Source organism: Jiangella mangrovi, assembly GCF_014204975.1.
Lineage (GTDB): Bacteria > Actinomycetota > Actinomycetes > Jiangellales > Jiangellaceae > Jiangella > Jiangella mangrovi.
Map to the genome: position 1 here is coordinate 2,091,772 of NZ_JACHMM010000001.1, position 25,842 is coordinate 2,117,613.

28 protein-coding genes are annotated in these 25,842 nt (G+C 73.0%); 11 read left to right on the plus strand and 17 right to left on the minus strand.

Features of this window, described 5'->3' with window-relative positions; all coding sequences use genetic code 11:
- Positions 1 to 60 precede the first annotated feature (60 nt).
- Together HD601_RS09715 and HD601_RS09720 are read left to right on the plus strand one after the other, a co-directional pair.
- Positions 61 to 645 (plus strand): bacterial proteasome activator family protein, encoded by a 585-nt coding sequence (locus tag HD601_RS09715; protein ID WP_184821386.1) that lies wholly within the window; start codon positions 61 to 63, stop codon positions 643 to 645.
- 113 nt (positions 646 to 758) lie between these two features.
- Positions 759 to 1,082: a hypothetical protein gene (locus HD601_RS09720; RefSeq protein WP_221440749.1), complete on the plus strand. Its 324-nt coding sequence runs from the start codon at positions 759 to 761 to the stop codon at positions 1,080 to 1,082.
- A gap of 13 nt (positions 1,083 to 1,095) precedes the next feature.
- Here the strand turns inward: HD601_RS09720 and HD601_RS09725 are convergent, their stop codons facing one another.
- The 4 genes from HD601_RS09725 to pheA form a co-directional block, all read right to left on the minus strand.
- Complete coding sequence (locus HD601_RS09725) at positions 1,096 to 1,551, minus strand: DUF6918 family protein (RefSeq protein ID WP_184821387.1); 456 nt, start codon at positions 1,549 to 1,551, stop codon at positions 1,096 to 1,098.
- A gap of 304 nt (positions 1,552 to 1,855) precedes the next feature.
- Positions 1,856 to 2,671 carry an HAD family hydrolase gene (locus HD601_RS09730; protein WP_221440751.1) on the minus strand — a complete coding sequence of 272 codons (816 nt, stop codon included), beginning with the start codon at positions 2,669 to 2,671 and terminating at the stop codon, positions 1,856 to 1,858.
- Positions 2,668 to 3,930: a serine--tRNA ligase gene (gene serS / locus HD601_RS09735; protein WP_184821388.1), complete on the minus strand. Its 1,263-nt coding sequence runs from the start codon at positions 3,928 to 3,930 to the stop codon at positions 2,668 to 2,670. Before serS ends, HD601_RS09730 begins: the two co-directional genes overlap by 4 nt.
- 66 nt (positions 3,931 to 3,996) lie before the next feature.
- On the minus strand, positions 3,997 to 4,932 hold the full coding sequence (gene pheA, locus HD601_RS09740; RefSeq protein ID WP_184829652.1) for a prephenate dehydratase: 936 nt from the start codon (positions 4,930 to 4,932) through the stop codon (positions 3,997 to 3,999).
- Positions 4,933 to 5,017: 85 nt separating this feature from the next.
- Here pheA and HD601_RS09745 point away from each other — a divergent pair, with 85 nt between their 5' ends.
- Positions 5,018 to 7,330 (plus strand): hypothetical protein, encoded by a 2,313-nt coding sequence (locus HD601_RS09745; RefSeq protein ID WP_184821389.1) that lies wholly within the window; start codon positions 5,018 to 5,020, stop codon positions 7,328 to 7,330.
- Positions 7,331 to 7,346: 16 nt separating this feature from the next.
- Here HD601_RS09745 and HD601_RS09750 read toward each other — a convergent pair whose 3' ends face one another.
- Together HD601_RS09750 and HD601_RS09755 are read right to left on the minus strand one after the other, a co-directional pair.
- Positions 7,347 to 8,165, minus strand: coding sequence for an arylamine N-acetyltransferase family protein (locus HD601_RS09750; RefSeq protein WP_184821391.1), 819 nt, complete (start codon positions 8,163 to 8,165; stop codon positions 7,347 to 7,349).
- A 22-nt stretch (positions 8,166 to 8,187) separates the two neighbouring features.
- A complete protein-coding gene (locus HD601_RS09755; protein ID WP_184821394.1) occupies positions 8,188 to 8,943 on the minus strand; it encodes a glycosyltransferase family 2 protein in 756 nt (251 codons plus the stop codon).
- A gap of 75 nt (positions 8,944 to 9,018) precedes the next feature.
- Here HD601_RS09755 and HD601_RS09760 point away from each other — a divergent pair, with 75 nt between their 5' ends.
- Positions 9,019 to 10,242 (plus strand): arginine deiminase, encoded by a 1,224-nt coding sequence (locus HD601_RS09760; RefSeq protein ID WP_184821396.1) that lies wholly within the window; start codon positions 9,019 to 9,021, stop codon positions 10,240 to 10,242.
- Between the two features lie 204 nt (positions 10,243 to 10,446).
- Here the strand turns inward: HD601_RS09760 and HD601_RS09765 are convergent, their stop codons facing one another.
- Complete coding sequence (locus HD601_RS09765) at positions 10,447 to 11,364, minus strand: DUF5926 family protein (RefSeq protein ID WP_221440752.1); 918 nt, start codon at positions 11,362 to 11,364, stop codon at positions 10,447 to 10,449.
- Between the two features lie 64 nt (positions 11,365 to 11,428).
- Positions 11,429 to 11,869 carry an ATP-binding protein gene (locus HD601_RS09770; protein WP_184821398.1) on the minus strand — a complete coding sequence of 147 codons (441 nt, stop codon included), beginning with the start codon at positions 11,867 to 11,869 and terminating at the stop codon, positions 11,429 to 11,431.
- 432 nt (positions 11,870 to 12,301) lie between these two features.
- Here HD601_RS09770 and HD601_RS09775 point away from each other — a divergent pair, with 432 nt between their 5' ends.
- On the plus strand, positions 12,302 to 13,684 hold the full coding sequence (locus HD601_RS09775; protein ID WP_184821400.1) for a globin domain-containing protein: 1,383 nt from the start codon (positions 12,302 to 12,304) through the stop codon (positions 13,682 to 13,684).
- A gap of 55 nt (positions 13,685 to 13,739) precedes the next feature.
- Here the strand turns inward: HD601_RS09775 and HD601_RS09780 are convergent, their stop codons facing one another.
- The 6 genes from HD601_RS09780 to macS all read right to left on the minus strand — a co-directional run bounded on the left by HD601_RS09780 (position 13,740) and on the right by macS (position 18,091).
- On the minus strand, positions 13,740 to 14,936 hold the full coding sequence (locus HD601_RS09780; protein ID WP_184821402.1) for an ATP-binding protein: 1,197 nt from the start codon (positions 14,934 to 14,936) through the stop codon (positions 13,740 to 13,742).
- Between the two features lie 89 nt (positions 14,937 to 15,025).
- Positions 15,026 to 15,313, minus strand: coding sequence for a YiaA/YiaB family inner membrane protein (locus HD601_RS09785; protein ID WP_184821404.1), 288 nt, complete (start codon positions 15,311 to 15,313; stop codon positions 15,026 to 15,028).
- 70 nt (positions 15,314 to 15,383) lie between these two features.
- A complete protein-coding gene (locus HD601_RS09790; RefSeq protein WP_184821406.1) occupies positions 15,384 to 15,803 on the minus strand; it encodes a VOC family protein in 420 nt (139 codons plus the stop codon).
- Between the two features lie 10 nt (positions 15,804 to 15,813).
- Entirely contained in the window at positions 15,814 to 16,248 is a 435-nt protein-coding gene (locus tag HD601_RS09795) for a helix-turn-helix domain-containing protein (RefSeq protein ID WP_221440754.1), read from the minus strand.
- A gap of 53 nt (positions 16,249 to 16,301) precedes the next feature.
- Positions 16,302 to 16,940 (minus strand): response regulator, encoded by a 639-nt coding sequence (locus tag HD601_RS35595; RefSeq protein ID WP_184821408.1) that lies wholly within the window; start codon positions 16,938 to 16,940, stop codon positions 16,302 to 16,304.
- A complete protein-coding gene (macS, locus tag HD601_RS09805) occupies positions 16,937 to 18,091 on the minus strand; it encodes a MacS family sensor histidine kinase (protein ID WP_221440762.1) in 1,155 nt (384 codons plus the stop codon). Before macS ends, HD601_RS35595 begins: the two co-directional genes overlap by 4 nt.
- Positions 18,092 to 18,161: 70 nt before the next feature.
- Between macS and HD601_RS09810 the strand changes: the two genes are divergently transcribed.
- The 6 genes from HD601_RS09810 (at position 18,162) to HD601_RS09835 (ending at position 22,296) form a co-directional block, all read left to right on the plus strand.
- Complete coding sequence (locus HD601_RS09810) at positions 18,162 to 18,962, plus strand: helix-turn-helix domain-containing protein (protein WP_184821410.1); 801 nt, start codon at positions 18,162 to 18,164, stop codon at positions 18,960 to 18,962.
- A gap of 70 nt (positions 18,963 to 19,032) precedes the next feature.
- Positions 19,033 to 19,581 carry a TIGR03086 family metal-binding protein gene (locus HD601_RS09815; protein ID WP_184821412.1) on the plus strand — a complete coding sequence of 183 codons (549 nt, stop codon included), beginning with the start codon at positions 19,033 to 19,035 and terminating at the stop codon, positions 19,579 to 19,581.
- A gap of 17 nt (positions 19,582 to 19,598) precedes the next feature.
- Positions 19,599 to 20,003 carry a pilus assembly protein CpaE gene (locus HD601_RS09820; protein ID WP_184821413.1) on the plus strand — a complete coding sequence of 135 codons (405 nt, stop codon included), beginning with the start codon at positions 19,599 to 19,601 and terminating at the stop codon, positions 20,001 to 20,003.
- A gap of 75 nt (positions 20,004 to 20,078) precedes the next feature.
- Positions 20,079 to 21,524 carry a PTS ascorbate transporter subunit IIC gene (ulaA, locus tag HD601_RS09825; protein WP_184821414.1) on the plus strand — a complete coding sequence of 482 codons (1,446 nt, stop codon included), beginning with the start codon at positions 20,079 to 20,081 and terminating at the stop codon, positions 21,522 to 21,524.
- 8 nt (positions 21,525 to 21,532) lie between these two features.
- Positions 21,533 to 21,841 carry a PTS sugar transporter subunit IIB gene (locus HD601_RS09830; RefSeq protein WP_184821415.1) on the plus strand — a complete coding sequence of 103 codons (309 nt, stop codon included), beginning with the start codon at positions 21,533 to 21,535 and terminating at the stop codon, positions 21,839 to 21,841.
- On the plus strand, positions 21,838 to 22,296 hold the full coding sequence (locus HD601_RS09835) for a PTS sugar transporter subunit IIA (protein ID WP_184821416.1): 459 nt from the start codon (positions 21,838 to 21,840) through the stop codon (positions 22,294 to 22,296). The genes HD601_RS09830 and HD601_RS09835 overlap by 4 nt, the downstream gene beginning before the upstream one ends.
- 13 nt (positions 22,297 to 22,309) lie before the next feature.
- Here HD601_RS09835 and HD601_RS09840 read toward each other — a convergent pair whose 3' ends face one another.
- From HD601_RS09840 to HD601_RS09850, 3 genes are all read right to left on the minus strand, one after another.
- Positions 22,310 to 22,990 carry an RraA family protein gene (locus HD601_RS09840; protein ID WP_184821417.1) on the minus strand — a complete coding sequence of 227 codons (681 nt, stop codon included), beginning with the start codon at positions 22,988 to 22,990 and terminating at the stop codon, positions 22,310 to 22,312.
- Positions 22,991 to 22,999: 9 nt separating this feature from the next.
- Positions 23,000 to 24,949 carry a beta-L-arabinofuranosidase domain-containing protein gene (locus HD601_RS09845; RefSeq protein WP_221440764.1) on the minus strand — a complete coding sequence of 650 codons (1,950 nt, stop codon included), beginning with the start codon at positions 24,947 to 24,949 and terminating at the stop codon, positions 23,000 to 23,002.
- 66 nt (positions 24,950 to 25,015) lie between these two features.
- The gene (locus tag HD601_RS09850) at positions 25,016 to 25,840 is read right to left on the minus strand and encodes a carbohydrate ABC transporter permease (RefSeq protein ID WP_184821418.1); all 825 of its coding nucleotides are present in this window, start codon (positions 25,838 to 25,840) and stop codon (positions 25,016 to 25,018) included.
- Between the last annotated feature and the right edge of the window lie 2 nt (positions 25,841 to 25,842).

The following is a 25,842-nucleotide window of genomic DNA, read 5'->3' on the forward strand; positions in this document are numbered from 1 at the left end:
CCGGGGGCCAAGTTCGACCCGGCCGTCGCGAAGCGGGCACCGAGGGGTAAGGATGGTCCCATGACGGAGCCGAACGAGAACGCCGAATCCCACGACACCCCTGCCGACGACGAGCAGCAGCGCGTGGTCGTCGTCGGCCCCGACGGCATGGCCATCGAGTCCGCGCCCGGCGGTCACGAGGGACAGCGCTCGCTCACCGACCTGGTCGAGCAGCCGGCCAAGGTCATGCGCATCGGCAGCATGATCAAGCAGCTGCTCGACGAGGTGAAGGCCGCCCCGCTCGACGAGGCCAGCCGGCGCCGGCTGGGCGAGATCCACCGCGCGTCCATCGACGAGCTCGAGGACGGCCTGGCGCCCGAGCTGGTCGACGAGCTCGAGCGGCTCGCCCTCCCGTTCGGCGACGACACCGTCCCCACCGACGCGGAGCTGCGGGTGGCGCAGGCCCAGCTCGTCGGCTGGCTCGAGGGCCTCTTCCACGGCATCCAGACCACGCTGTTCGCGCAGCAGATGGCCGCGCGGGCGCAGCTCGAGCAGATGCGTCGTGCGCTCCCGCCGGGCGTGCAGCTGGCTCCCGGCCAGGCGATGCCGGGCGGTCAGCCGCAGGGCGACGAGGGCGACCAGCGCGGCAGCGGGATGTACCTCTGACGGTTCCGGCGGGCGATCCGCTGCTCGAGCGGATCGCCGCCGCCGTCGCCGTCGGCCACACCGAGTCGCGGACGACGGCACGCTCGCAGCTGACCGAGCTGTGGGAGGCGTCGGTGACGCCGATGCACCGCTGCGTGGTGGCGCACCACCTCGCCGACCTGCAGGACGACGTGGCCGCGGAGCTGGAGTGGGATCTGCGCGCGCTGGCCGCGGCCGAGCTGTTCGATGCCCGTGGCTTCACCGCGTCGCTGCAGCTGAACGTCGCCGACGCCTACCTGCGGTCGGGTGACGTCGCGTCGGCGCGGGCGCACGCGGCGCTGGCCCGGACGGCCTGCGCCGACCTGGACGACGACGGCTATGGCCGGATGATCACGGCCGGTGTGGCCCGCCTGGCCGAGCGGATCGACGAGGTCGACCCGGCCCGGCCACGCGGGTGATGGTGCGGGCCCGTCAGGCGGCGGTACGGGCGTGGCTCTCGATGACGCCGGCCAGTCGCGGCAGCGCCTCTTCGACGTGCTTCTGCGCCGACGGGCGCAGCTTGCTGTAGACCTTCTTGACGCTGTCGCGCTGCGACGCTGCGGCGCGGGCGTCGGAGACCCCGAGCAGCGCGTCGGAGATCTCGCCGCGACGGCTCTCGAAGTAGTCGGCGAGCGAGCCGCCGCCGGTGGCCTGGAAGTCGGCGTAGAACGGCTCGGCCCGCTCGACGAAGGAGTCGAGCATGTTGTCGATGGTCTCGGGAACGAACCCGGCGTTGATCTTCTTCAGGACCGCGTAGCCGCCCTTGACGGCCATCCCCGAAACGCCGCCCTTGTCCGAGACCTCGGCGTCGACGAGCTGGTGGAGGTCCTTGACGACGGCGGGCCGGCGGCTCGGGTCGAGAAGGATCTCGCGGAGTGTGTCAGCCATGTGGGAAGTGCCCCTCAGTATCGAATCGATCATGTGTGTCAGTGCTGCCACGCCACTGTAGAACACGAAGATCCGTGCGGCGAAGAGTGGCTTTTGCCCGGTTCGGTACTCCAGCGACCTGGTGGGATCAATGTGGCCGGAGTGGCGTTCGGGGCGCGGAGGGGGCGGAGGTTGCTGCGCCGGCTCCGCTTCGCGGCGGTGAAGCATGCCGCGTGCACTCTCGACGCCGGCTCCACAACCTCCGCCCCCTCCGCGCCGTCTCGTGCCCCGGCTTCGTGTCCCGCCAGTCCGCAGCGGGAGGCCGTCACGGGAGGTCGGTGAAGTAGTCGTCGAGGAGGATCGCGAGGCCGTCGGAGTCGACGTCGCCGCAGACGGCGTCGGCGATCGCCTTGACGTCGTCGGGCGCCTGGCCCATGGCCACGCCCACGCCGGCCCAGCGCAGCATCTCGATGTCGTTGTGGCCGTCGCCCACCGCGAGCGCCGCCGACGCCGTCAGGCCGAGCCGCGTCGCCACCTTCGCCAGCCCGGACGCCTTCGAGACGCCCACCGGCATGATGTCGAGCCAGGCGGTGTAGCCGATGGCGTAGTCGACGCTGGGCAGACCGGAGTCGCGGGCGATCTCGCGCAGCCGCTCGCGGTCGCCGTTCGGCCAGCGGACCACCAGGCGGGTGACCGGGCTGGCGACCAGTTCGTCGTGCGGCACCACGGTGACGTGGCCGTCGAGGTCGCCGGTGGGGAACTCGCCCGTGACGCGGTAGCCGCGGCCCAGCTCCTCGACCGCCAGCACCGCGTCGGGGACCTGCTCGGTGAAGTAGCGGACGGTGTCGGTGATGTCGAACGTCTCGATGTCGACGGGCGCCCGGCTGGACACGTCGATGATGACCGCGCCGTTCGAGCAGACCGCGAAGCCGTCCTTCAGCCCGAGCTGGTCGAGCAGCGGCAGCGTGGAGTGCATGGACCGGCCGGTGGCCACGACGACGCGCGCGCCGGAGTCGTGCGCCCGGCGCACGGCCTCGACCACGGGCGGGCGCGGCGGCCGGTGGAACTCGGCGTACGTGACCAGGGTGCCGTCGACGTCGAGCGCGACCAGCGCCGGGCGCCACCCGTTGGTCAGGGTCACGTCGCGACCGGTTCCAGCAGCTCGCGCCCGCCGAGGAACGGCTGCAGCGCCTTGGGCACGTACACCGAGCCGTCGGGCTGCTGGTGGTTCTCGAGCAGCGCCACGAGCCACCGGGTGGTGGCCAGCGTGCCGTTGAGGGTCGCGACCGGGCGGGTGCCGGTCTCGGTGCGCTCGCGCACACCGAGCCGCCGCGCCTGGAACGTGGTGCAGTTGGAGGTCGAGGTGAGCTCGAGATAGCGCTCCTGCGACGGCAGCCAGGCCTCGCAGTCGAACTTGCGCGCCGCGCTCGACCCGAGGTCGCCCGCGGCGACGTCGATGACGCGATACGGCAGCTCCATGTCGCCGAGCATCTGCTCCTCCCACCCGAGCAGGCGCGCGTGCTCGTCGGCCGCGTCCTCCTCGCGGCAGTAGGAGAACATCTCCACCTTGTGGAACTGGTGAACGCGGATGATCCCGCGGGTGTCCTTTCCGTAAGAACCTGCCTCGCGGCGGTAGCAGGCCGACCACCCGGCGTAGCGCAGCGGGCCGCCGTCGAGGTCGATGATCTCGTCGGCGTGGTAGCCGGCCAGCGCGACCTCGCTGGTGCCGACGAGGTAGAGGTCGTCGGCGTCGACGCGGTAGATCTCGTCGGCGTGCGCGCCGAGGAACCCGGTGCCCTGCATGATCTCGGGGCGCACCAGGGTGGGCGTGATGACCGGCGTGAACCCGGCCGCGGCGGCGGTGGCCATGCCGTGGTTGAGCACGGCCAGCTCGAGCTGCGCCCCGACGCCGGTGAGGAAGTAGAACCGCGAGCCCGACACCTTCGCGCCGCGCTCGGTGTCGATGGCACGCAGGCCCTCGCCGAGCTCGAGGTGGTCGCGGACCCGCTCGAGCGCGGGCTTCTCGCCCATCTCGCGGAGGACCACGTAGTCGGCCTCGCCGCCCGCGGGCACGCCGTCGAGCACGATGTTCGACGGCACCCGGGCCAGCTCGTCGAGTCGCGCCTGCGCCTCGCCGGCGGCGGCCTCGGCGCTCTTCACGGCGGCGGCGAGGTCGCGCGTGCGGGCCAGCAGCTCCTGCTTCTCCTCGGGCGAGGCCTTCGGGATCAGCTTGCCGAGGCTCTTCTGCTCCGCGCGCAGCCGCTCGAACTCGGCCAGAGAGGACCGGCGCGACTCGTCGGCGGCGAGGATGTCGTCGACGACGGCTTCGCTCTCGCCGCGCGCTCGCTGCGAGGCGCGGACACGGTCGGGGTTCTCGCGGATCAGGCGCAGATCTAGCACCACCCGAGGGTATCGGGCGGGGCGGACGGAGCGCGCGCGGGTTTCCGTGCGCGACGGCGCCGGCGCTCAGCCGCGGAGCTGGTCCAGCCAGGTGGCGGCGTCGGCGAAGTCGGCGTTGGACGTGCCGGGCAGGACCGGCGGGCGGACGCCGTCGGCCCGCGGGTAGGAGCCGAGGAACCGGACGGTCGCGCAGACCCGGCGCAGGCCCATCATCGCCTCGCCGACCCGGGCATCGGCGACGTGGCCCTCGACGTCGATGGCGAAGCAGTAGCGGCCCATGCCGTTGCCGGTCGGCCGCGACTCGATGCGGGTGAGGTTGACGCCGCGCGCGGCGAACTGCTCGAGGATCTCGAGCAGCGCGCCGGGGTGGTCGTCGCGGATGAAGGCCACCAGCGTGGTCTTGTCCGAGCCGGTGGGCCGCCCGGGCTTCGTTGGCCGGGTGGCGAGCACGAACCGGGTGATCGCGTCGGAGTCCTCGCCGATGTCGACGGCGAGCGCGGTGAGCCCGTAGCGCTCGCCGGCCAGCGGCGCGGAGATGGCGGCGTCGTACACCGTCCCGTCGGGGCCCGGCGTGCGGCCGGCGACGGAGGCCGCCGCTGCCGCCGTCGACGGGCCCAGTGCGATGATGGCGTCAGGGAGCTTCGCGCTGACCCACGCCCGGCACTGCGCCTCGGCCACCGGGTGCGTGACGATGCGCCGGACGTCGGCGAGGTCCGTACCGGGGCGGGCGAGCAGCGTGAACGTGACCGGTAGCAGCACCTCGGCGGTGATGGCGAGCGGCTCGCCGCGGATCAGCTCGTCGAGCGTGGCGTTGACCGACCCCTCGACGGAGTTCTCGACCGGCACGACGGCGCCGGCGACCTCGCCCGTACGCACGGCGTTGATGACTGCGTGCACCGTCGGGAACGGCTCCAGCGTCGCGCCGGCCAGGGCGGGGAAACGCAGGGCGGCGGCCTCGGTGAACGTCGCCTCCGGGCCCAGGTAGGCGTAACGGTCGGTCATATCCATGAAGACTAGTGTGTCGGCCTGGCCACAATTCGTGTTGTCATGGCCTTCGGAACGAGCAGGTACGGATACGGTCGACCTGATGGACGTGGAGCGCGCAGGCAGGACCGGCTCGCATCCCGGGCCCGCGCGGCGCCGGATGCGGGTGGGCCGGATCCGCCTCGCCGCACTCCTGGCGGGCGTCCTCGCGGTGCTGGCGCCGCTGCTGGCGGCCTCGCCCGCGGCCGCCGAGACACCGGCCCCCACCACAGGCTCCGACCCGCAGCAGCGCGTCGTCCTGCTCGGCGTCGCGGGGCTGTCCTGGCCCGACATCACGGCCGAGGGGATGCCCACCCTGCACGCGATGGCCGGCTCTGAGGCGGCCGGCTCGCTGACCGTGCGCACGGTCAGCGCCCGCACCTGCGTGGTCGACGGCTGGCTCTCGGTGAGCTCCGGGCGGCGTTCCACCGACCTCATGGACACCGACGGCGACGGCGAGAACGACCGGTTCTGCCGGCAGGCGCCGGAGCCGGCGGCCGCGCAGGACGGCCCGGGCGCCGTCGTCCCCGGCTGGGAGCTGCTGCAGCAGCAACAGGACGACAACGCCTACAACGCCGAGATCGGCCTGCTCGGCGACCGGCTGGCCGAGGCCGGCGTGTGTGCGACGGCGGTCGGCGCGGGCGCGGCGCTGGCGCTGGCCGACTCCACCGGCCGGGTGCCGGCGTACCACCCCTACTCCGGCGAGCTCGGCGCCGGGCTGCTGAGCGAGTGTCCGATCACCGTCGTCGACCTCGGCGGGCTGCCCAACCCGGCGCCGCGCGGCAGCGACGAGGCCACCGTCCAGGCCGCCCTCGACTCGCGGGCGCAGGCCGCCGCCGGCATCGACCTGCTCGTCGAGCGGGTCATCGACCAGGTGCCGCCCGACACCGCGCTGTTGATCGCCGGGCTGGCCGACAGCGTCGCCACGCCCGTCCCGCTGCCCGACGAGCCCACGCCCGTCCCGCCGGCCGGGCTGCGGGCGGCGCTCGCCTCGGGCCCCGTCGCCGAGGGCGGAAGCTTCGGCCCGAACTGGCTGACGTCGTCGTCGACGCTGTGGCCGGGGCTGGTGCAGCTGACCGACATCGCGCCGACGCTGCTCGCCTACGCCGGCGTCGAGAACCCCGCCCAGGACGTGGTGGGCCGGCCGTGGCGGCCGGCCGGCGCGCACCCGGGCAACGCCGAGGCGACGGTGTCCGAGCTCAACGGCGTCGACCGCGCGGCGGCCATCTACCGCGACCAGTCCGGCCCCTTCTTCCAGATCCTCGGGGGGATCCAGCTCCTGGTGTTCGCGCTGGCCGTGCTGGCGCTGCGGCGGCGGGTGTCCGCGCGGCCGCTGGTCCTGCGGATCGTGCAGGCGGTGGCCGTGCTTGCGGCCGCGGCGCCGGTGGCGTCGTACCTGGCGAACATCACCCGGTGGTGGCGCTACGACGAGCCGAACACCGTCCTGTGGACCTCGATCGTGCTCATCTCGATCGCCCTCGCGGCGATCGCGCTGGCCGGGCCGTGGCGCCGTCGCGTGTACGGCCCGCCCGGCGTGGTGGCCGGTGTGACGGCGACGGTGCTGGCGGTCGACGTCGCCAGCGGGTCCTCGTTGCAGCAGTCGAGCCTGCTCGGGCTGTCGCCGCTGGTGGCCGGACGGTTCTACGGGTTCGGCAACATCCCGTTCGCGATCTTCGTCGTCGCGAGCCTGGTGGCCGCGGCGGCGCTGGGCCAGTGGCTGCTCGACACCGGCCGGTCGCGCCGGTTCGCCGCGGGCGCGGTCACCGTCGTCGGCATGATCGCCGTGGTCATCGACGGCGCCCCGCAGGCCGGCGCCGACGTCGGCGGCATCCTGGCCGCCATCCCGGGCTTCGCGGTGCTGGTGCTCGGCGCCTACGGCGCCCGCGTGACGCTGTCGAAGCTGCTGCTGGCCGGGCTCGGCGCGACGGTGCTGTTCGGGCTGTTCGCGTTCCTCGACTGGCTGCGGCCGGCCGGCTCGCGGACCCACTTCGGCAGCTTCTTCGCCGACGTGCTCTCCGGCGACGCGCTGACCGTGATCCTGCGCAAGGCCGAGGCGTCGCTCGGCACGCTGGAGCGCTGGCCCATCTACGGCTGGCTGGTGCCGCTGGCGTTCCTGGTGATCCTCTGGCTGGTGCGGCCCGACGGCGAGAACGCGGTGAGCCGCACGGTGCAGTACTGGTCGCTGTTCCGGTACCTCGTGTGGGCGGCGCTGCTGACCGGCGCGGCCGGGTTCGCGGCCAACGACTCCGGCATCATCGTGCCGGCGCTGCTGCTCACGGTCGGCGTGCCGCTGGGCGTGGCCGCGGTGGCCGCCGCCCAGCGACTGGCGCCCGTCCCGGCCCGCGACGAGAGCGAACTGCTGACGCCGTCGTCGTAGCCGCGGCGTCCTCGGGTCAGAGGGCGGCGACGCGGGCGAGCAGCCGCGCCTCCTCGTCCGCCGTGAGCGGCACCTCCATCGTCCGCAGCCATTCCGCCAGCTCGCCGTCGCGCAGCGGCCGGTGCTCGGTGGGCTCGCCGGGCCGGCGGACGGTCACCGACTGGTGGGTGACCATGACGTGCCGGCCGGGCAGGTGCTTGCCGATCATGAGGCCGGTGCGGAAGTGGATGCCGGGGAACGTGCTCGTGTAGTGGTGCGCCATGACGACGTCGATGGGCTTCACCTCGTACTCGTCCGTGGTGTGGGCGAGCTCCCAGCCGGCCTCGCGGAAGCGCTGCAGCCCCCAGAGGCCGTCGCCGGTGCTGACGACGCGGTAGGGCCAGCCGTCCTGGTCGGACTCCGCGCCGTCGGCCAGCGGGATCGGGCGCAGCAGGCTCATGCCGAACCCCGGGTCGCACAGCAGCCGCTCGCCGTCGAGCACCACCTCGACGACCATGTGGCTGCGGCCCTGCTGGGTGCCGGCCGCGGGGTCGCCGACGCGCCCGAGGTGCCGCCGGACGTCGTAGCCCAGCCGCTCCAGCGCCGCCGCGACGACGGTCGAGTGCTCGAAGCAGTAGCCGCCGCGGCCGCGCCCGGCGAACTTCCCCTGCACGGCGTCGATGCCCACACCCGGATGCTGCTCGAGCAGCACGTCGACGTTGTCGAACGTGAAGGCGCGCACGTGTGCCTCGTGCAGCTCGTCGAGCGCCTCACGGCTCGGCTCCCGTTCCGGGATGCCGAGCCGCTTCAGATACCCGGCCAGGTCGAGCCGGTCGATCTCCCACGGATCAGCCATGCGCCCTACCGTAGGGCGCGGGTCAGACGCGGCGGAACCGGGCGGGGGCGGACGGGCGGATGCCGCGCGTCACGAGGGCCCGCATGACGTGCGCGTACTGCCTGCCGCGATGCATCTGGGCCTTGAAGTCGGTGCCGGTGACCCGGTGGTGGAAGTCGACGTCGATCTCGACGACGCGGAAGCCGGCGCGCAGCAGGTCGATGGTGAGCCCGGTCTCGACGCCGAAGCCCTGGGCGAGCGGCAGGGCGGCCTCGAACGCGGCCCGGGTGAGGCAGCGCTGGCCCGACAGCGGCTGCCGCGGCGTCCAGCCGGTGGCGCGCTCGATGCCGGTGGTGGCGAGGTCGACCACGAGTCCGCGGCCGCCCCCCTCGGTCTTCTGGGCCGGCAGCACGCCGATGGTCATGTCCGCCTCGCCGGCCAGGACGGGGTCGACCAGCGGCCGCGCGTTCGCCGCCGTCGCCTCGAGGTCGGCGTCGAGGAAGAGCAGCGCCCGCGGCGCGGTGCGACCGGCCTCGCGGGCCTCGACGGCCGCCAGCGCCGTCGCCCCGGTCTCCATGGCGGCGGCCTTGCCCCGGTTGCGCGCATGCCCGACGACGACGGCGCCGGCGTCGGTGGCCGTCACCGCGGTGCGGTCGGCCGAGCCGTCGTCGACCACGATGACCAGGTCGACCCCGGGGAGGCCCAGGGTGGCCTCGACGGTGGCCGCGATGCGGTCCTGCTCGTCCTTGGCGGGGATGATCGCGGCGACGCCGTCCGCGCGGCGGTCCTCGGAGGTCATGGGCGCCAAGCTTAGAGGTCTGGTTGTCGTGGCGAAGGGGCAACCGGCGGGCCGCTCGCGTAGCCTCGGCTCACCATGACAACCGTGCCCACCGTCGACGCCGCCGACTCGGAGGTCGGGCGGCTGCGCACCGTCATGCTCCACCGCCCGGGGCCGGAGCTGAAGCGCCTGACGCCGCGCAACAACGACAAGCTGCTCTTCGACGGCATCCCGTGGGTGGGCCGCGCTCAGGACGAGCACGACGCCTTCGCCGGCACCCTCCGCGACCACGGTGTCGAGGTTCTCTACCTCGCCGACCTGCTGGCGCAGACACTGGCCGGCGAGGCCGCCCGGCACGACTGCGTCGAGGCGGCGCTGGCCGACCCGCGCCACGGCGACACCCTGCGGGGCGTCCTGCGTTCGCACCTCGGCGGGCTGCACCCCGACGACCTCGCGCAGGTCCTCATGGCCGGGCTGGCCCACGACGAGCTGCGCTCCGGGCGCGGGCTGGCGTTCGAGCTGATGGACCGGCACGACTTCGTCATCGACCCGCTGCCCAACCTGCTGTTCACCCGCGACTCCAGCGTGCGCATCGGCGACCACGTGGCCGTCACCAGCCTGGCCATGGCGGCGCGACGGCGCGAGACCAGCCTGACGTCGGCGATCTACCGGCACCACCCGCGCTTCGCCGGCGGCAAGACCGTCTACGGCCCGGAGCTCGAGAACCTCGAGGGCGGCGACGTGCTGCTGCTGGCGCCCGGCGTCGTGGCGGTCGGCACCGGCGAGCGGACCACCCCGGCCGGCGTCGAGCGGCTGGCCCGCAACGTGCTGGGCGCCGGGCTCGCGCACACCGTGCTGGCGGTCCCGATCGCGCAGGACCGCGCCACCATGCACCTCGACACCGTCCTCACCATGGTCGACGAGGACGCCATCGTCATGTACCCGAACGTCGCCGACGAGCTGACGGCGGTGGCGCTGCGCTGGTCCGGCGACGACCTCGTCATCGACGGTGAGCCGGCGCCGTTCGTCGAGGTGGCCGCGGCGGCCATGGGCATCGACGCCCTGCGCATCGTCGAGACCGGCCTCGACCCCGTCACCGCCGAGCGCGAGCAGTGGGACGACGGCAACAACACCCTGGCCATCGGGCCGCGGCTGGCCGTCGCCTACGAGCGGAACACCGAGACCAACGCCCGGCTCGAGGATGCCGGCGTCGAGGTGCTGCGCATCCCGGGCAGCGAGCTGGGGTCGGGCCGCGGCGGGCCGCGGTGCATGTCCTGCCCCATCCGGCGCGACTCGCTGGCGGCGCCGACCGCAGGCTGACGCCGTCGTTACCTCGCGCCACGGCATCTTTTCGACAAGGGCACAGACAGGTCGAGACCGGACCCTAACGGCACGAATCTCAAGAAGTCGTCATTCGGTGGAACTTCTCCCCCCGGATGACGGTAAACTCCGAAGTGACCCCGGTCGCTCGTGTTCCCCCGTCGTGAGCGGTCGGGGTCTTCTCTGCCCGGAGTCCCCCGGGCGTCAGCGGATGGTGACCTGACGGTTGGCCAGGCCGGCCCGCGCGCGGCGCTGCTCACCCGTCAGCGGGGTCTTCGCTGCCACGGCCTCGGCCAGGCGTTCGCCCAGCGCGGCGGCGGGTTCCTCGACGGCGTCGGCGGTGGTGCCGTCGACCAGATCCCACACGGGGACGAGGAGCCCGGAGGCCCGGAACGTGCCCAGCAGGCGGGTGCCCTCGCCCAGCGTGTCCTGGCCGGCGGCGTGCAGCCGGGCCAGGCCGTCGAGCAGCGGCTCCTCGTCGTACGGGAGGACCCAGCGGACCTGGTCGCGGTCGCCGAGGCTGCACCAGTAGGCGGCCTCGACCGAGCTCAGGCGGGCGGACGGCACGATGGCCGAATTCGCCTCCTCGAGCGCCGAACGGGCGTCGGAGCCGGCGTCCGACTCGGGATCCAACCAGTAGTCGAATCCGTCGTGAACCGTGACCTGCAATTCCGCGTCGACGTCGATGACGTCGTGCAGCCGCGGGGCCTCGGGCGGGCGCGGGCCGGGGCTGACGGTGCTGCCCGGCTCGGCCTCGAGCGCCGTGGTCAGCGTGTGGCCGAGGTCGGCGGCGGGGTCGCCGGTGGAGGTCATGGTCTGCAGCGCCAGCAGGATCTCGCCGTTCTCGCGCACCAGGGCGGGGAAGGCGCCCGGCAGCAGCGTGCAGAGCACGACGGAGCGGTCGTCGCCGGACGCGAGCCGCAGCGGCGCCGTCGCGGACGAGACGATCTCGCGCATGGCCACCCAGTCGCACTCGCCCGGCAGGCCCTCGAACGGGCGGGCGACGTAGTGACGCTCGGCCTCGCGGGCCTTCTTGCCGTGGCAAACCTTGTAGCGCTTGCCCGAGCCGCACGGGCAGGGCTGACGCGGGCCGACGACGGGAACCTCGGTAGTGGCACTCACGGAGGCGAGGGTAGCCGGTATGGATGAGAAGGTGTGAGCCGGACGCCGCGACAGGGCCGCGGGGTCAGGCGACCGGCGTCCAGGGGCCGATGACGGCGTGCACCGTCACCCGGCCGGGCTCGGATCGCACTCGCCACTCGCGGGCGATGGCGTCGACGATGGACAGGCCGCGGCCCTGGTCCTCGGTGGACGTGGGCTGGCGCACCTGCGGGCGCTCGGAGCCGCCGCCGTCGCTGACCTCGATGAGGACGTCGTCGCCCAGGACGGCCCACTGCAGCACGACCCCGGTGCGGGTGCTGCTGAGCGGCAGCGGCTGCGCGTGCAGGATGGCGTTGGTGACCAGCTCGGTGACGACGATCAGAGCGTTCTCGATGACCGTCGGCGAGACGTTGGTGTTGCGGAGATCCTCGGCGACGAGATGACGGGCGTGCGGGACGTTGCTGACCTCGCCGGTCAGCTCGACCGAGCGTGCGCTGTTGGATCGGGCCTCACGCCTCGTGGCCACGACTCGACCCACCGCTTGATCTCCCTTCACCGGACCCACGCCACCCGCATCCAGTGGTGCCCACTGCACGACTCTGCCAAACCTCCCGACAGTGAACCATTCGCCACACGCTCACGTCCATATGTTGAGATGAGAGTTTGCCGATTCTCCGTCGTCGCAGGCGAGCGCCTTGGATGCCGTGCATCTGCATGTGCACCATAGATCACCAGCGCGTTTGTCTGATCTTGGGCCACCCGGGTCGCGGCGGTGCGGCGATCGGGATGCCCTCATCGCACAGATATGTCCGACCGTGACATTTCCTTCCGTGCCGAAGTGGCGCATCGACCGCTAGGTTAGAGCGGGGCGGAGAGGATGACGATGTGGACTCACTCCCGGTCTTCGGGACAACGTGGGGCGGAAGGTGGTCGGACCGGGGACACGACGGGCGAGGCCATGCCCGACGCTACCCGGACCGATGCGCACGCCCCGGCTGACACGCGCGACCCCGTGTCGTGGTTCGAACCCGGCGTAGCCGTGCCGCCCATCCCGTTGCGCCGCAACGGCGAGGCCGTGGTTGCGGGTGCCGACGATGCGGGTGAGACTCTGTCGCGACCGGTCGAGGAGGACACGCCGTCGTCCGACGGCGAGTCAGGGGCACACCCCGTCACTGGATCCGAGGCGGAGCCGGAGCGAACACTGGACGTTCAGCCGCCCAACACCACCGGGCTCGACGGTGAGGCACTGCGCGAGAGCCTGGCGCTGGTCGAGGACCACCTCGACGCCGTCGGGACCGACTTCTACGCGCAACTGTTCACCATCGCCCCGGAGTCGCGCGACCTCTTCGGGGCCGGCATGGCGGTGCAGCGCTCGCGTCTGGTCGGCGCGCTGGTGAGCATCGTCGGCAGCGCCGACGACCGCGAGACCCTCGTCCCGTACCTCGAGGGGCTGGGCCGCGACCACCGCAAGTTCGGCGTCATCGACCAGCACTACGCCCCGGTCGGCACGGCGCTCGTGCTGGCCATCCGCCGGGCGCTCGGCGACGCGTGGACGCCGCGCTTCGAGTCGGCCTGGATCGAGGCCTACGACCGCATCGCGTCCATCATGGTCGGCGCCGCCCGCCGCGACGCCGTCATCGCGCCGCCGTGGTGGGACGCCGAGGTCGTCTACCACCGCCGCATCCTCGACGACCTCGCGATCATGCAGGTCCGGCCGCACACCGACTACCCGTACCGCCCCGGCCAGTACACCTACGTCACCACGCCGCGGCGGCCGAAGATCTGGCGGGCCTACTCCATGGCCTCTGCCCCCCGCGACGACGGCCTGCTCGAGTTCCACGTCCGCACCGTCGGCGCCGGCTGGGTCAGCAGCGCGCTGGTCTGGCGCACCGAGCCCGGCGACATCCTGCACCTGGGCGCCCCGCAGGGTCACGACGTCGCCACGCCGCGCTCCGAGCACGACCTGCTCTGCATCACCGGCGGCACCGGCATCGCGCCCGTGCTGGCCACGCTGCAAGAGCTGGAGCAGCGCCAGGACGGCCGCCGGGTGCACGTCTTCTACGCCGGCCGCGACCGCGACCACCTGTACGCGCTGCCGCACCTCGAGTCCATCGGTGTGCGCTACCGCCGGCTGACGGTCGTCCCCGTCGTCTCGCCCGACGGCCCCACCGACCGCAGCCCCGACCTCATGGGCAACATCGTCTCGGCTTACGGCGACTGGCGGAAGCACCGCGTCTACGTCGCCGGCCCGACGACCATGGTGGCCACGAGCCTCGAGCGGCTGCGCGAGCAGGGCGTCCCCGACGAGCAGATCGTCGTCGACGACTACGGTCTCTGGTGACTTCTAGCCCTCTCTAGCGTTCGCGCTAGACAGTCGTAGACGACCCGATGCTCCGTCAGACGGTGGCGTGCCTGCGCAGATAGATGCCGAAGTGCGGGACGGTGAAGGCGATGGTGCCGCGCTCGGCCGAGTAGATGAGGCCCTTCTTGATCAGGGCGTCGCGGGCGGGCGACAACGACGACGGCTTGCGGCCGAGGTAGGTGGCGACGTCCGAGGTGGGGACGACGCCGTGAGTGTCGTCGGACAGAGCGGCCATGGCCCGCAGGTACTCGCGCTCGGCGGGGGTGGCGCGCTCGTAGCGGGAGCCGAAGAAGCCGACCGCCAGCTCGGCCTGGGCCTCCGGCGCGGCCATGCGGACGTCGTCGGCGCCGATGGGGTCGGTGGGGGCGTTGTCCCAGGTCACCTTGCCGTAGGCCTGCACGAAGTACGGGTAGCCCTCGGTCGCCTCGTAGAGCGCGTCCAGCGCGGCCTGTTCGTAGGCGACGCCCTCCTCCGACGCCGGCGCGACCAGGGCGCGGTCGGCGGCCTCGCGGTCGAGACGGTCGATGCGCACGTACCGGAACAGCCGCTCGGAGTACGACTTCGACGCCGACAGGACGGCGGGCAGGTGCGGCAGCCCGGCGCCGACGACCACGAGAGGCAGGCCCTGCTGCGACAGCTCGTGGCAGGCGGCGCACAGCGCGGACACGTCGGGAGCGGGGATGTCCTGCATCTCGTCGACGAACAGGGCGATGCCGACCCCCACGTCGCGGGCCACGCCGGCGGCGTCGACCAGCAGCTCGACGAGGTCGACCTCGATGTCGCCGGTGTCGGCCCGGCCGGTCGCCGCGGGGACGTCGATGCCCGGCTGCCACCGGTCGCGCAGCTTGGCGTCGTCGCCGGCGGAGCGCAGCGCGAACGCCTTGAGCACCCCGAGGAAGGCGTCGACGCGGTCGGGGTCGCGGTGGCGCGGGGTCAGCTCGCGGACCGCCATGTGCAGCGCGCTGGCCAGCGGGCGGCGCAGCGACTGGTCCGGCCGGGCCTCGATCTTCCCGGTGCCCCACATGCGGCCGATCGCCTGCGACCGCAGCGCGTTGAGCAGCACGGTCTTGCCGACCCCGCGCAGGCCCGTGAGGACGAGCGAGCGCTCCGGCCGCCCGCGCGCGATGCGCTCGAGCACGACGTCGAACTGCTGCAGCTCGCGGTCGCGGCCGGCCAGCTCGGGCGGGCGCTGACCGGCGCCGGGGGCGTAGGGATTGCGCACCGGGTCCATGATCGGACTCTATGGTGTCGTCTAGCGGCATCCGTAGATTTCGGTAGACGACACCATAGGCGTGTCGCGAGGGCCGGGTTCACACGGGTTCAGACCGGTTCGCGGAACGGGTCGTGCTCGGCGAGCAGCTTGTCGACCCTGGCCTGGTCCACCCGCTTCACCAGCGCGGTGTCCTCCTGCTGGTCGCGGATGCACTTCGCCAGCGTGAACGCCGACGTCACGAGGTAGATGGTGCCGAGTCCGAGGAAGGCCTGGGGCCAGGGGTCGATGTCGATGTACAGGATCCCGGTGACGACCGTGACCAGGGCGATCGAGAACGACAGGATCGCCTGGACATAGAACGCGGTGGTGTTCCTGGTGGGCGCGGCGTTGGTCATGTCAGCACTGTGCCGCCCGGCGACGTCGCCGTCGTGAGTGCCGGGCGTCAAACCGCATGAGTACGCGTACTCATGCGGCGTCCGTGGGGTGCTGGGTGATCCGGATCTGATTGCCGAACGGGTCCCGCAGCGTGGCGTCGACGCCATAGGGCTGCTCGGTCGGCTCCTGCGTGAACTCGACCCCTACGGCAGACAGCTCCTCGAAGGCCTTGCGGCAGTCGTCGGTCGTGAGGACGCAGGCCGTGCCGAGCGCTCCCTTCGTCAGCAGGTCCCGGACCTGACCGGCGACCTCCTCGCTGAGTGCGGGCGGGCCGGGAACCTCGAGCAGGAGATGCCGTTCGGGGTCGTGGGGCAGGGCGACGGTCAGCCAGCGGGTGAAGCCCATGTCGACGTCGTTGCTGACCGCGAAGCCGAGCTTGCCGACGTAGAAGGCGATGGCCTCGTCCTGATCGAGGACCTGGACTGTCGTGATGGTGATGGCGTTGAACATGGATTCCACGCTAGGGGCCGGTGACGGCGGCCGCTTCTCCGAAACTGCTCGATGCCGCGGGACGGGTCCAGGCGTGCACGAAGCAGCCGGGCGCCGGCAGTGGTCTGCTCCGGGCGCGGTACGCCGAGGACGACACCCCGATGATCGATGCGAAGGTCCGGCTGAAGGTCCCGGTGCTGGCGAACCCGACGGCGAGGCCGACGTCGGTGACGCTCGCCGCGGAGTCACGCAGCAGGGTCATCGCCCGCTCGAGGCGACGTCGCTGCAGGTAGCGATGCGGCGGCTCGCCGAACGTGGCCTTGAACTCCCTGATGAAGTGGGCGGGCGACATCAGCGCGACCCGAGCCAGCGTCGGGACGTCCAGCGACTCGGCGAAGTGCCGGTCGATCGCGTCGCGGGCGCGCAGCAGCCGGCGGTTGGCGTCCTCGGTCGCGCTCAGCCTCACGCGACGAGGATACGACCGGCCTGGTCGACCGACGGACGTCACCGCGTCCCAGGTCAGCCGTCGTCGAGGCCGTGCTCGATCGCGTAGCGGGCCAGCTGCACCCGGTTGTTGAGGTGCAGCTTGCCGAGGATGTTCTGCACGTGGTTCTGGACCGTGCGGTGCGAGACGACCAGCTGCTCGGCGATCTGCCGGTAGGACCGCCCGGTGGCGACCAGCCGCAGCACCTCGGTCTCGCGCGGCGTGAGCACGTCGCGCGCCGGCACGGTGGACGCGAGCTGGCGGAACTCGCCCAGCACGAGGCCGGCGAGACCGGGTGTGAACACCGGCTCGCCCCTCGCGGCGCGGTCGACGGCGGCGAGCAGCTCCTCGCGGGTGGCCGACTTGGTCAGGTAGCCGGTGGCGCCGGCCTTCATCGCGTCGAGCACGTCGCCTTGCTCGCCGCTGGCGGACAGGATCAGCACGTACGGCACCGGCGGCGGGCCGGCGCACAGCGCCCGGGTGACGTCGACGCCGCCGCGGCCGGGCAGTTGCAGGTCGAGCAGGACGAGGTCGGGCGACGTGGCGGTGGCGACGCGCAGCGCCTGGTCGCCGTCGCCGGCGGTGCCCACGACGGTGCAGCCGGCGTCGGCGAGGTCGCGGGCGACGGCGTCGCGCCAGAGCGGGTGGTCGTCGACGACGAGGACGCGGGTCACGGTGCGCTCCGCCGGGCCAGAACGGCGGCGGTGCGCCGCGGCAGCCGCAGCGTGACCTCGACGCCGTCGCCGGGGGTGCCGGTGACGACCGCGGACCCGCCCAGCGCGCCCAGCCGCCCGACCACCGACCGCGCCACGCCCAGCCGTCCTTCGGAACGGGCCGCCTCGAGCCGTCCCGGACCGAAGCCGGCGCCGTCGTCGCGGACCACGACGGTGACCTCGCAGCCGTCGTCGTCGAGCAGCACGAACGCCCGCGCGCCCGGACCGGCGTGCCGGGCGACGTTGTCCAGAGCGGCGGCGACGGCGGCGGCCAGCTCGTCCGCCACCCGCGCGGACAGCCGGACCGGCGCCGCCGGCACCGCCACCGACACCCGGGGCGTCGCCTGCGCCTGCAGCAGCTCACCGAGATCGACCCGGCCCGACGACGGCGCCGGCTGCGGCTCCGCGGTGATCAGCGCCCGCAGCGCCACCTCCTGCTCGGCGGCCAGCCCGGCCAGCTCTGCCGCGTCGCCGCCCAGCTCGCGGCCGCGCCGCGTCACGTACGTCAGCACCTGCAGCACGCCGTCGTGGACCACGCGGGCCAGCCGGTCGCGCTCCTGGGCGGCGGCCTGGGCCCGCAGCGCGGCCGCCAGCCGCCGCTCGGAGCGCCGGGCCAGCCCGCACACGTACCCGACCGTCGCTCCGGCGATCAGCACCAGTGCGGTGTTGTGCAGCAGTGGTGGCGTGACGGCGCCGCGTTCGGCCACGTTCGCCAGCCCGATGACCACCGACGCCGGCAGCGCCGCCGCCCAGCCGTACACCAGAGCCCAGCCGATGACAGGCGCGACCACCCAGAAGACGGGCAGCGTCTGAGCGCCTCGCTCGACGGCGGACTCGAGCTGCAGGGGCCGGGTGGCCACGACGGCGGCGGCCGCGAGCAGGAGGTCGACGGTGAGCAGCGGCCAGCGCCGGGCACCGGGCCGGCGGTACCAGGCGAACGTCAGCGCGGTCCACAGCGCGAGCCCGGCCAGGACCAGCCAGCCAGCGGTGACGTGCTCGTAGTCGTCGCGGGCGAACGCGTAGAGGGTGGCGGCGTAGAGCACGGAGAACGTGCGGAACACCGCCAGGGCGCGCCACCACTGCTCCTCGTACCCCGGCAGTGCGGCGTCCACGGCGTCATCGTAATGAGCGGTCCGGACGTTTCGCCCGGGTCTGTCGGTGCCCCCGCCTAGGCTCGACGACATGGCCTGGTACCGACCCGTCGCCGTCGCGCCCGAACTGCGCGACTCGCTGGTCTGCGCCTGGACCGCACAGGTCGACGGCGTCGAGCTGCTGGTCCCCGACGGCTGCATGGACGTCATGTGGCTGGCCGACGGCCGGGTCATCGTGTGCGGCCCCGAGACCGCGGCCTGGCCGGTCACCACGCCGCCGGGCACCGAGGCGGTCGGGGTCCGGTTCCGGCCCGGCGTCGCGCCCGGCGTGCTGAACACCCCGGCCCACCTGCTGCTCGACACCCGGGTCGGGCTCGACGACGTGCTCGGCCCAGGCGCGCGGGCACTGGCGCGCCAGGTCACCGACGCCGCCACGGCCGACGCCAGGCTGGCCCTCCTGACGACGGCCGCCCGGAGCTGGCTGGCCGGCGCCGACGGTCCCGACCCGCTCGCGGCGTGGACCGTCCGGGTGCTCAGCCGGCGCAACAGCGGCATCGCCGAGCTCGCCGACGCCGCCGGGCTCACCGACCGCCACCTGCAGCGGCGCAGCCGGGCCGCGTTCGGCTACCCGCCGTCCATGCTCCGGGTCATCCTGCGCCTGCAGCGGTTCATGGCGCTGGCCCGCGCTCCCGGCAACGCCACGCTCGGGCTGGCCGAGCTGGCGCACCTGGCCGGCTACAGCGACCAGGCGCACCTCTCACACGACTGCCGCCGCATCGCCTCGTGCACGCCCAGCGAGCTGCTGGCCGGCCAGGCGCCCGACTGGCACGGTCCCGGCTCGGTCGTCGACGGCGCCGGCTCGCCCGCCGCCGTCACCGGCGCGGCAGCCTGAGCCCGCATGCTTCGGCCCGATGTCCGATCGCTACAAGCGCCCACGCCCCGGACCGCGGCAGGCTGGACCCATGACCGACATCGCTGATCGTTACCGGCGCCTCGCCGCCACGTTGACCGGCCGCATCGAGTCCGTCCCGGACGACCGCTGGGAGTCGCCGTCGCCGTGCGAGGACTGGACCACCCGCGACGTCGTCGCCCACCTGGTCGACTGGCACCAGGGTGTCGCGAAGCTCGGCGGGCTGACGCTGCCCGAGGGTCCGTCGGCGCAGGACGACCCCGTCGCCGCCTGGCGGCACACCCGCGACGCCATGCAGGACCTCCTCGACGACCCCGACCGCGCGAACGCCCCGTACGAGGGCATGTTCGGCCCGACGACGGTGGCCGCGACGGCCGACCAGTTCCTCGGCTTCGACCTCGTGGTGCACGGCTGGGACATCGCCCGCGGCGCCGGCCTCGACGACACCATCCCGCCCGAGGACGTCGAGGAGCTGCTGCCGATGGTCCGCGCGCTCGGCGACAACCTGCGCCGCCCCGGCGTCTGCGGCCCCGAGGTCCCGGTCGCCGACGACGCCGACGACCAGACCAAGCTCCTCGGTCTGCTGGGCCGGCGCCGCTGAAGGCGGACAATGGGGGCATGATCTCCGTCGAGCTGGCCCGGAAGCTGCGCGAAGCGGGGCTGCGGTGGGAACCCCAGCCCGGAGACCGCTTCGTCATCGCCGACCGCGGCATGGACGACGAGGTCTTCGTGGTCTCCCACATGGTCGTCGACGTGCACGAGTTCCCGTCCGGCGGCCGGGTGCTGGGCTTCAACGGCACCGTCGAGTGGGCGCTGGACAGCGTCGAGCAGGAGGCGGCCCTCTGGCTGCCCGGCGAGTCGCGGCTGCGCGAGCTGCTCGGTGGTGCGTTCGTGCGGCTCGACCGCACCGGCGACGGGTTCCGGGTCACCCTCGACGTCGCCGGTCACGTGGTCGAGGTCGACGACGATCAGGCCGAGGAGGCCTACGGCAAGGCCCTGCTCCATCTCGCCACGGGCGACTGATCTCCGAGGTTGACGTAGAGTCTCACCCAACGAAATGGGGGGTGTCGAAACGCCGATTTCGGGGAGACACGATACGTGGACGTTCTCGAGTTCATCGCCACCAACCTGTTCAACGAGGTCTCGATCCTCATCGGCGCCATCACGGCCATCGGCCTGTTGTTGCAGCGCAAGCCGGTCGAGGACGTCGTGGGCGGCGCCATCCGGGCCACCATCGGCATCATCATCCTGTTCATCGGCGTCGACGTGTTCGTCGCCGGTCTGGCGTCGTTCCAGGCGATCGTCGCCAGCGCGGTCGGCCTCGACCCGCCGTCGTCGAGCAACACCCTCGACGAGTTCCTCGGCACCCACGGCAGCGACGTCGCGCTGGTCATCACGCTGGGCTTCGTGCTGCACCTGGTGCTGGTCCGCGTGCTCAGGACCCGCTACGTCTATCTGACCGGGCACCTGCTGTTCTGGATGGCGGTCGTCATCACGGCGTCGCTGGTGCAGGTCTTCGGCGAGCTCGACCGCTGGCAGCTCGTGCTGGTCGGGTCGGCCGTGGCCGGCTGCTACTGGACGGTCCAGCCGCTGTTCATCGCGCCGATGATGCGCCGCGTCATCTCCTCCGACGACTGGGGCTACGGGCACACGAGCTCGTCGGTCGCGTGGCTGAGCGGGCGGCTCGCGCCGTTGGTGGGCGACCCGGAGAAGCACGACGTCGAGCAGGTGCGGCTGCCGAGGCGGCTCTCGTTCTTCAAGGACGTGACGGTGTCGACGGCGGTCGTCATCGGCCTGATCATGCTGGTCGGGCTGGCCTTCGCCGACGGTGGCGTCGTCGACGAGCAGGCCGCCGCGTACGACCCGGAGATCAACCCGTGGGTGTGGGGCGTCATCGCGGCGCTGCGGTTCGCCGCCGGCATCGCGATCCTGCTCTACGGCGTGCGCATGTTCCTCGCGGAGATCGTGCCGGCGTTCACCGGCATCAGCGAGAAGGCCATCCCGGGCTCGCGTCCGGCCCTCGACGCGCCGACGATCTTCCCCGTCGCGCCGAGCGCCGTCATGCTCGGGTTCGTCTCGACGACGGCGACGTTCCTCGTGCTCATGGGCGTGTTCGCGGCGGCCGGCTGGTTCGTGCTGGTGCCACCGATGATCATGCTGTTCTTCGTGGGCGCCGGCGCGGCGGTGTTCGGCAACGCGTTCGGCGGCTGGCGCGGCGCCACGCTGGCCGGCGTCGTCACGGGCGTCTCGCTGGCATTCGGCCAATGGCTGGGCTGGAACCTGCTCTCCGACACCGCACCCGAGCTGGCCACGCTGGCCGACCCGGACTGGTACCTGATCATCCTGTTGCTGCTCGGTCTCGGTGAGCTGTTCTCCGGGTTCGGCGACAACGCCGTCCTCCTGGTCGGCCTCGTCGTCGTGGTGGTCTTCGGGGTCTGGACCTGGTTCCTCAAGCGTCTGCAGCGCCGCGACGACGAGACCCTGGCAGAGTCGGAGCCGGAGCCCGACGAGCAGTCCGAAGCCGAAGCGTCGAGAGAACGGTGAGTCCCCCGATGTCGCCAGCACCGAACCGCCCGCTGACCGTCCTGACCGTCTGCGGCGTCGGCATGGGCAGCAGTCTGATCCTCAAGATGAACGCCGAGAAGGCCCTGCAGTCGCTCGGCGTCGAGGCGAAGGTCGAGCACACCGACGTGTCGTCGGCGCGCGGCATGAAGGCCGACGTCGCCATCGCCCAGGGCCTGCACGCCGACGACCTCGGCTCGGTGGCGCCGGTCGTGCTCGCCATCAGCAACTTCATGGACGTCGACGGGTTGCGCCGCCAGCTCGACGAGGCGCTGCGGGCGCAGGGCTGGCTGTCGTGACGGAGCCCGGTGCCGATCCCGTCGTCGACGCCGTCGTCGACGTCAGGGCGGCGGACTGGCGCGGCGCGGTGCACGCCGCCTGCGCGCCGCTGGTCAGCTCGGGCGCGCTTGAGCCGCGGTACCCGGAGCGTTGCATCGCGATCGCCGAGGAGCACGGTCCGTACATGGTGCTGGCGCCCGGCATCGCGCTGGCGCACGCCCGCCCAGAGGACGGCGTGCTGCGGCTGTGCCTGTCGGCGGCCGTGCTGTCGGCGCCGGTCGAGTTCGGTCACGACCAGAACGACCCGGTCGACGTCGTGCTGGCGTTCGGCTCTCCGGATGACTCCGCGCACCTCGCGCTGCTGCAGAGCCTGGCCGAGCACCTGCTCGAGGGCCTGGCCGACCAGCTCCGGCTGGCGCCGGACCGCGCCACGGCGGTGCGTGCGCTGAGCGCCGTCCGTCCCCCGTCGGAGTGAGCGGGCCGGCAGCTCACTCCTCGATGGCACCGCCGATGGCGCGGAGGTGGTCGCGGAAGGTGTGGTCCGGCTCCGCGCGGCGGCGGGCGAGGTAGTCGCCGAACCGCAGCTGGTCGCGCAGCGTGGTGCCGCCCGCGACCAGCTCGGCCTGCCGCCGCTCGGTGTCGCGGATCGCCGCGGCCAGCGTGGTCAGCTCGTCCGCCCGGTCCAGGGGCACCGCGACCACGCCGTCGTCGTCGGCCAGGATCGCGTCGTCGCGGGTGACGGAGAAGTCGCCGAGCGACGCCCGCACCAGCCCGCCGTCGGCCGGCCGCGGGTCGAGCCGCTGCGGGCCGGTCGGCAGCGCACCGAGGCTGAACACCGGCAGCCCGATGGCGCGGATGTCCGCGGTGTCGCGGTGCAGGCCCCAGATGACGACGCCCGACAGCCCGGCCGCGCGTGCCTCGAGCACCGCGAGGTCGCCGACGCACGCCTCGTCGCGCCGGCCGCCGTTGTCGACCACCAGCACGTCACCGGGCCCGGCCGACTCGTACGCCTCGAGGAACACGTCGACGCTGCCGACGTGGACGCAGGGCAGCGCACGCCCGGCCGCCCGCTGCCCCGGTAGCACCGGGGACGAACCGGCGCACCGCACCGGCACCCCCGCCCGCAGGCACGCGTCGGCGAGGTGGGCCGTCGTCAGGTTCTCGAACATCCTCTGACTCTAGTCAGAGTCCACTGCCGGCAGCCAGACCCGCATCGTCGACGGGCCGCGGGAGGCCCATGAGTGGTACGGCACCAGCCGGATCGGTGCCGGTGTGGTGCCGCCGCCCGGGGCGCCGGCGCCCGCAGCGTACGGCCATGCGCCGTCGTTCTCGGAGGCCAGCGCCCCGACGGCGAGGACCGAGCCGTCGCCGTCGGGGGCGAGTGGGGCCGCCGGGTCGACCCGGACCGCGGCGATGTCGCGGCCGGCCGGCAGGTCGGTGGACTCGGCGCACAGCACCAGCGGGCCGCGCTCCGCGGCGACGGTGCCGCGCAGCGCGTCGATGCGGGGGTCGGCGCGGACCCAGCGCGGTTCCATGGGCAGCTCGAGGCGGATCTCGTCGCCGACGGCGAACGCGGCGGTCACCGCGGCGACGCCGGGTGCGACGGGACGGCGGGTGCCGTCGGGCTCGACCAGGACGGCGCCGTCGCCCGCCCATGCGGGCACCCGCACGGACAGCGTCCACGGGACCTCGGACGTCTCCGTGACTCGCAGGACGACGGCGCCGTCGGCCGGATAGCCGGTGCGCATCTCGACACCGGCGGGCCGGCCGGCGCCGAGCCGGGTGGAGACGTCGGCGTCGGCGTACTGGTGCACCTGCAGGCCGTCGTCGTCGGCGGTGACGAGGTACGCGGCCAGGCTGGCGAACGTGCGGGCCAGGTTGTTCGGGCAGCACGACACGTCGAACCAGGGCGCCCGGACGGTCGACTCCGCCCGCGGGTGGTGCCGGTCGGCCGCCGGCAGCGGGCCGACGCGGCGGCGGTGCAGCGTGTTGACGTAGAAGAAGGAGCGGCCATCGTCGGCCGGCGAGGTCGCGATGACGTTGTACAGCGTCCGCTCGGCGAGGTCGGCGTAGCGCGTCGAGCCCGTGGCCAGCAGCAGCCGCCACGCCAGCTGCACGGACGCCACCGCGGCGCAGGTCTCGGAGTAGGCGCGGTCCGGCGGCAGGAAGTAGTCGTCGCCGAACGCCTCGTCCATGTGCCGCGAGCCCATGCCGCCGGTGATGTAGGTGCGCCGCGCGACCGTCGCCTCCCACTGACGCTCGACGGCGGCCAGCAGCTCGTCGTCGCCGGTCTCGACGGCGACGTCGACGATGCCCGAGGCCAGGTAGAGGGCGCGGACGGCGTGCCCGTGGAACGCGTCGGCGTCGCGGACCGGCACGTCGTCCTGGAAGTAGGAGCGGCCGAACTCGATGTCGGCGAGCGTGCCGTGGCCGCGCCGCTCGACGAACAGTGCGGCCTGGTCGAGGTAGCGCCGCTCGCCGGTGACGCGGTACAGCTCGACCAGCGCCATCTCGACGACGGGGTGCCCGCAGAAGCCCTGGTTGCCGTCCGGGCCGAACGTCGCGCAGACGTGGTCGGCGGCGCGGATCACGACGTCGACGAGCGGGCTGTCGGCGCCGGTGCGCATCAGCGCGACGCCGGCCTGGATGAGGTGCCCGTAGCAGTAGAGCTCGTGGCCCCACTCGAGGTCGGAGTAGCGGGCGCCCTGGCCGTCGTGGCCGAACGCGGTGTTGAGGTAGCCGTCGGGCTCCTGCGCCCGCTCGATGACCTTCGACAGCTCGGCGATCGACTCCGCCGCGAACGCGTCGCCGGTGCGGGCGACCTCCCAGGCCATGCCCTCGATCAGCTTGTACACGTCGGAGTCGGAGAACTCGCGGCCGCGGCGGTCGCTGCCCACCCGGCCCTCGACGGTGGCGGCGAAGTTGTCGATCCAGCCGACCCGGCGCTCCCAGCCGAGGTTGTGCTCGAGCGTGGCGGAGGCGTTGACGGTCTGGCGCCGGCCCCAGAATCCTCCGGTGATGCGCACCTCGCGCAGTCCGAGCGGGCGCAGCTTGCCGGTGCTCGGCACGACGGGCCGGCCGCCGGTGTCGTCGCGGTTTCCGGCATCGGCGGTCAGGTCGGCGGGCACGATGCATTCACCTCCAGGTGGGGTCGGTGGGACGGCGGGACGGGGAGAGCGGCGCGGTCGCGGCTCTCATCCCTTCAGTGCTCCGGACATGAAGCCGCGCACGTAGTGCCGTTGCAGGAGGACGAAGAGGATCAGGCAGGGCAGCGCCATGATGACGACGCCGGCCTGGGTGGCGCCGAAGTCGACGGCGCCCATGGTCTGCTGCCGCAGCGTGGCGATGGCCAGCGACAACGGGTAGCGTGAGCTGTCGTTGATCATGAACAGGGGCGCGATGAAGTCGTTCCAGGCGTGCAGGAACGCGAACAGCCCGACGGTGATCATGCCCGGCCAGACGGCGTACACCAGCACCCGGCGCAGCACGCCGAACGTGCCGCAGCCGTCGACCAGCGCGGACTCCTCGATCTCGCGCGGGACCGCCTCGAAGGAGATGCGCATCATGAACATCGAGAACGGCAGCTGGTACAGCGTCAGCACGAGCGCCAGGCCGAACAGCGAGTTCCGCAGCCCGATCTCGCCCATGAGCACCCACAGCGGCACCAGCAGCGTCGCGTAGGGGACCATGAGGATCGCGATGATCAGCAGGAACAGCACGTCGCGGCCGGGGAAGCGGAACCGGGCGAACGCGTAGCCGCCGAGCAGCGACAGGACCAGTGTGAAGATCACGGTGAGGATCGAGACGTACGCGCTGTTCCACAGGTAGGTGGGCAGTCCGGCGTCGTACTCCGTCAGCGTGCGGTAGTTGGCGAAACCGTAGCCCTCCTGCTGCGCCGTGGCGCCGTGCGGCGACACCGACGCGACGCCAGTCCAGATCAGCGGGATCAGGAACATGAGCGCGAGCCCGCCGCCGAACACCCAGAACGAGGTGCGGCCGATGGCCTGTTGCAGTCTCATCG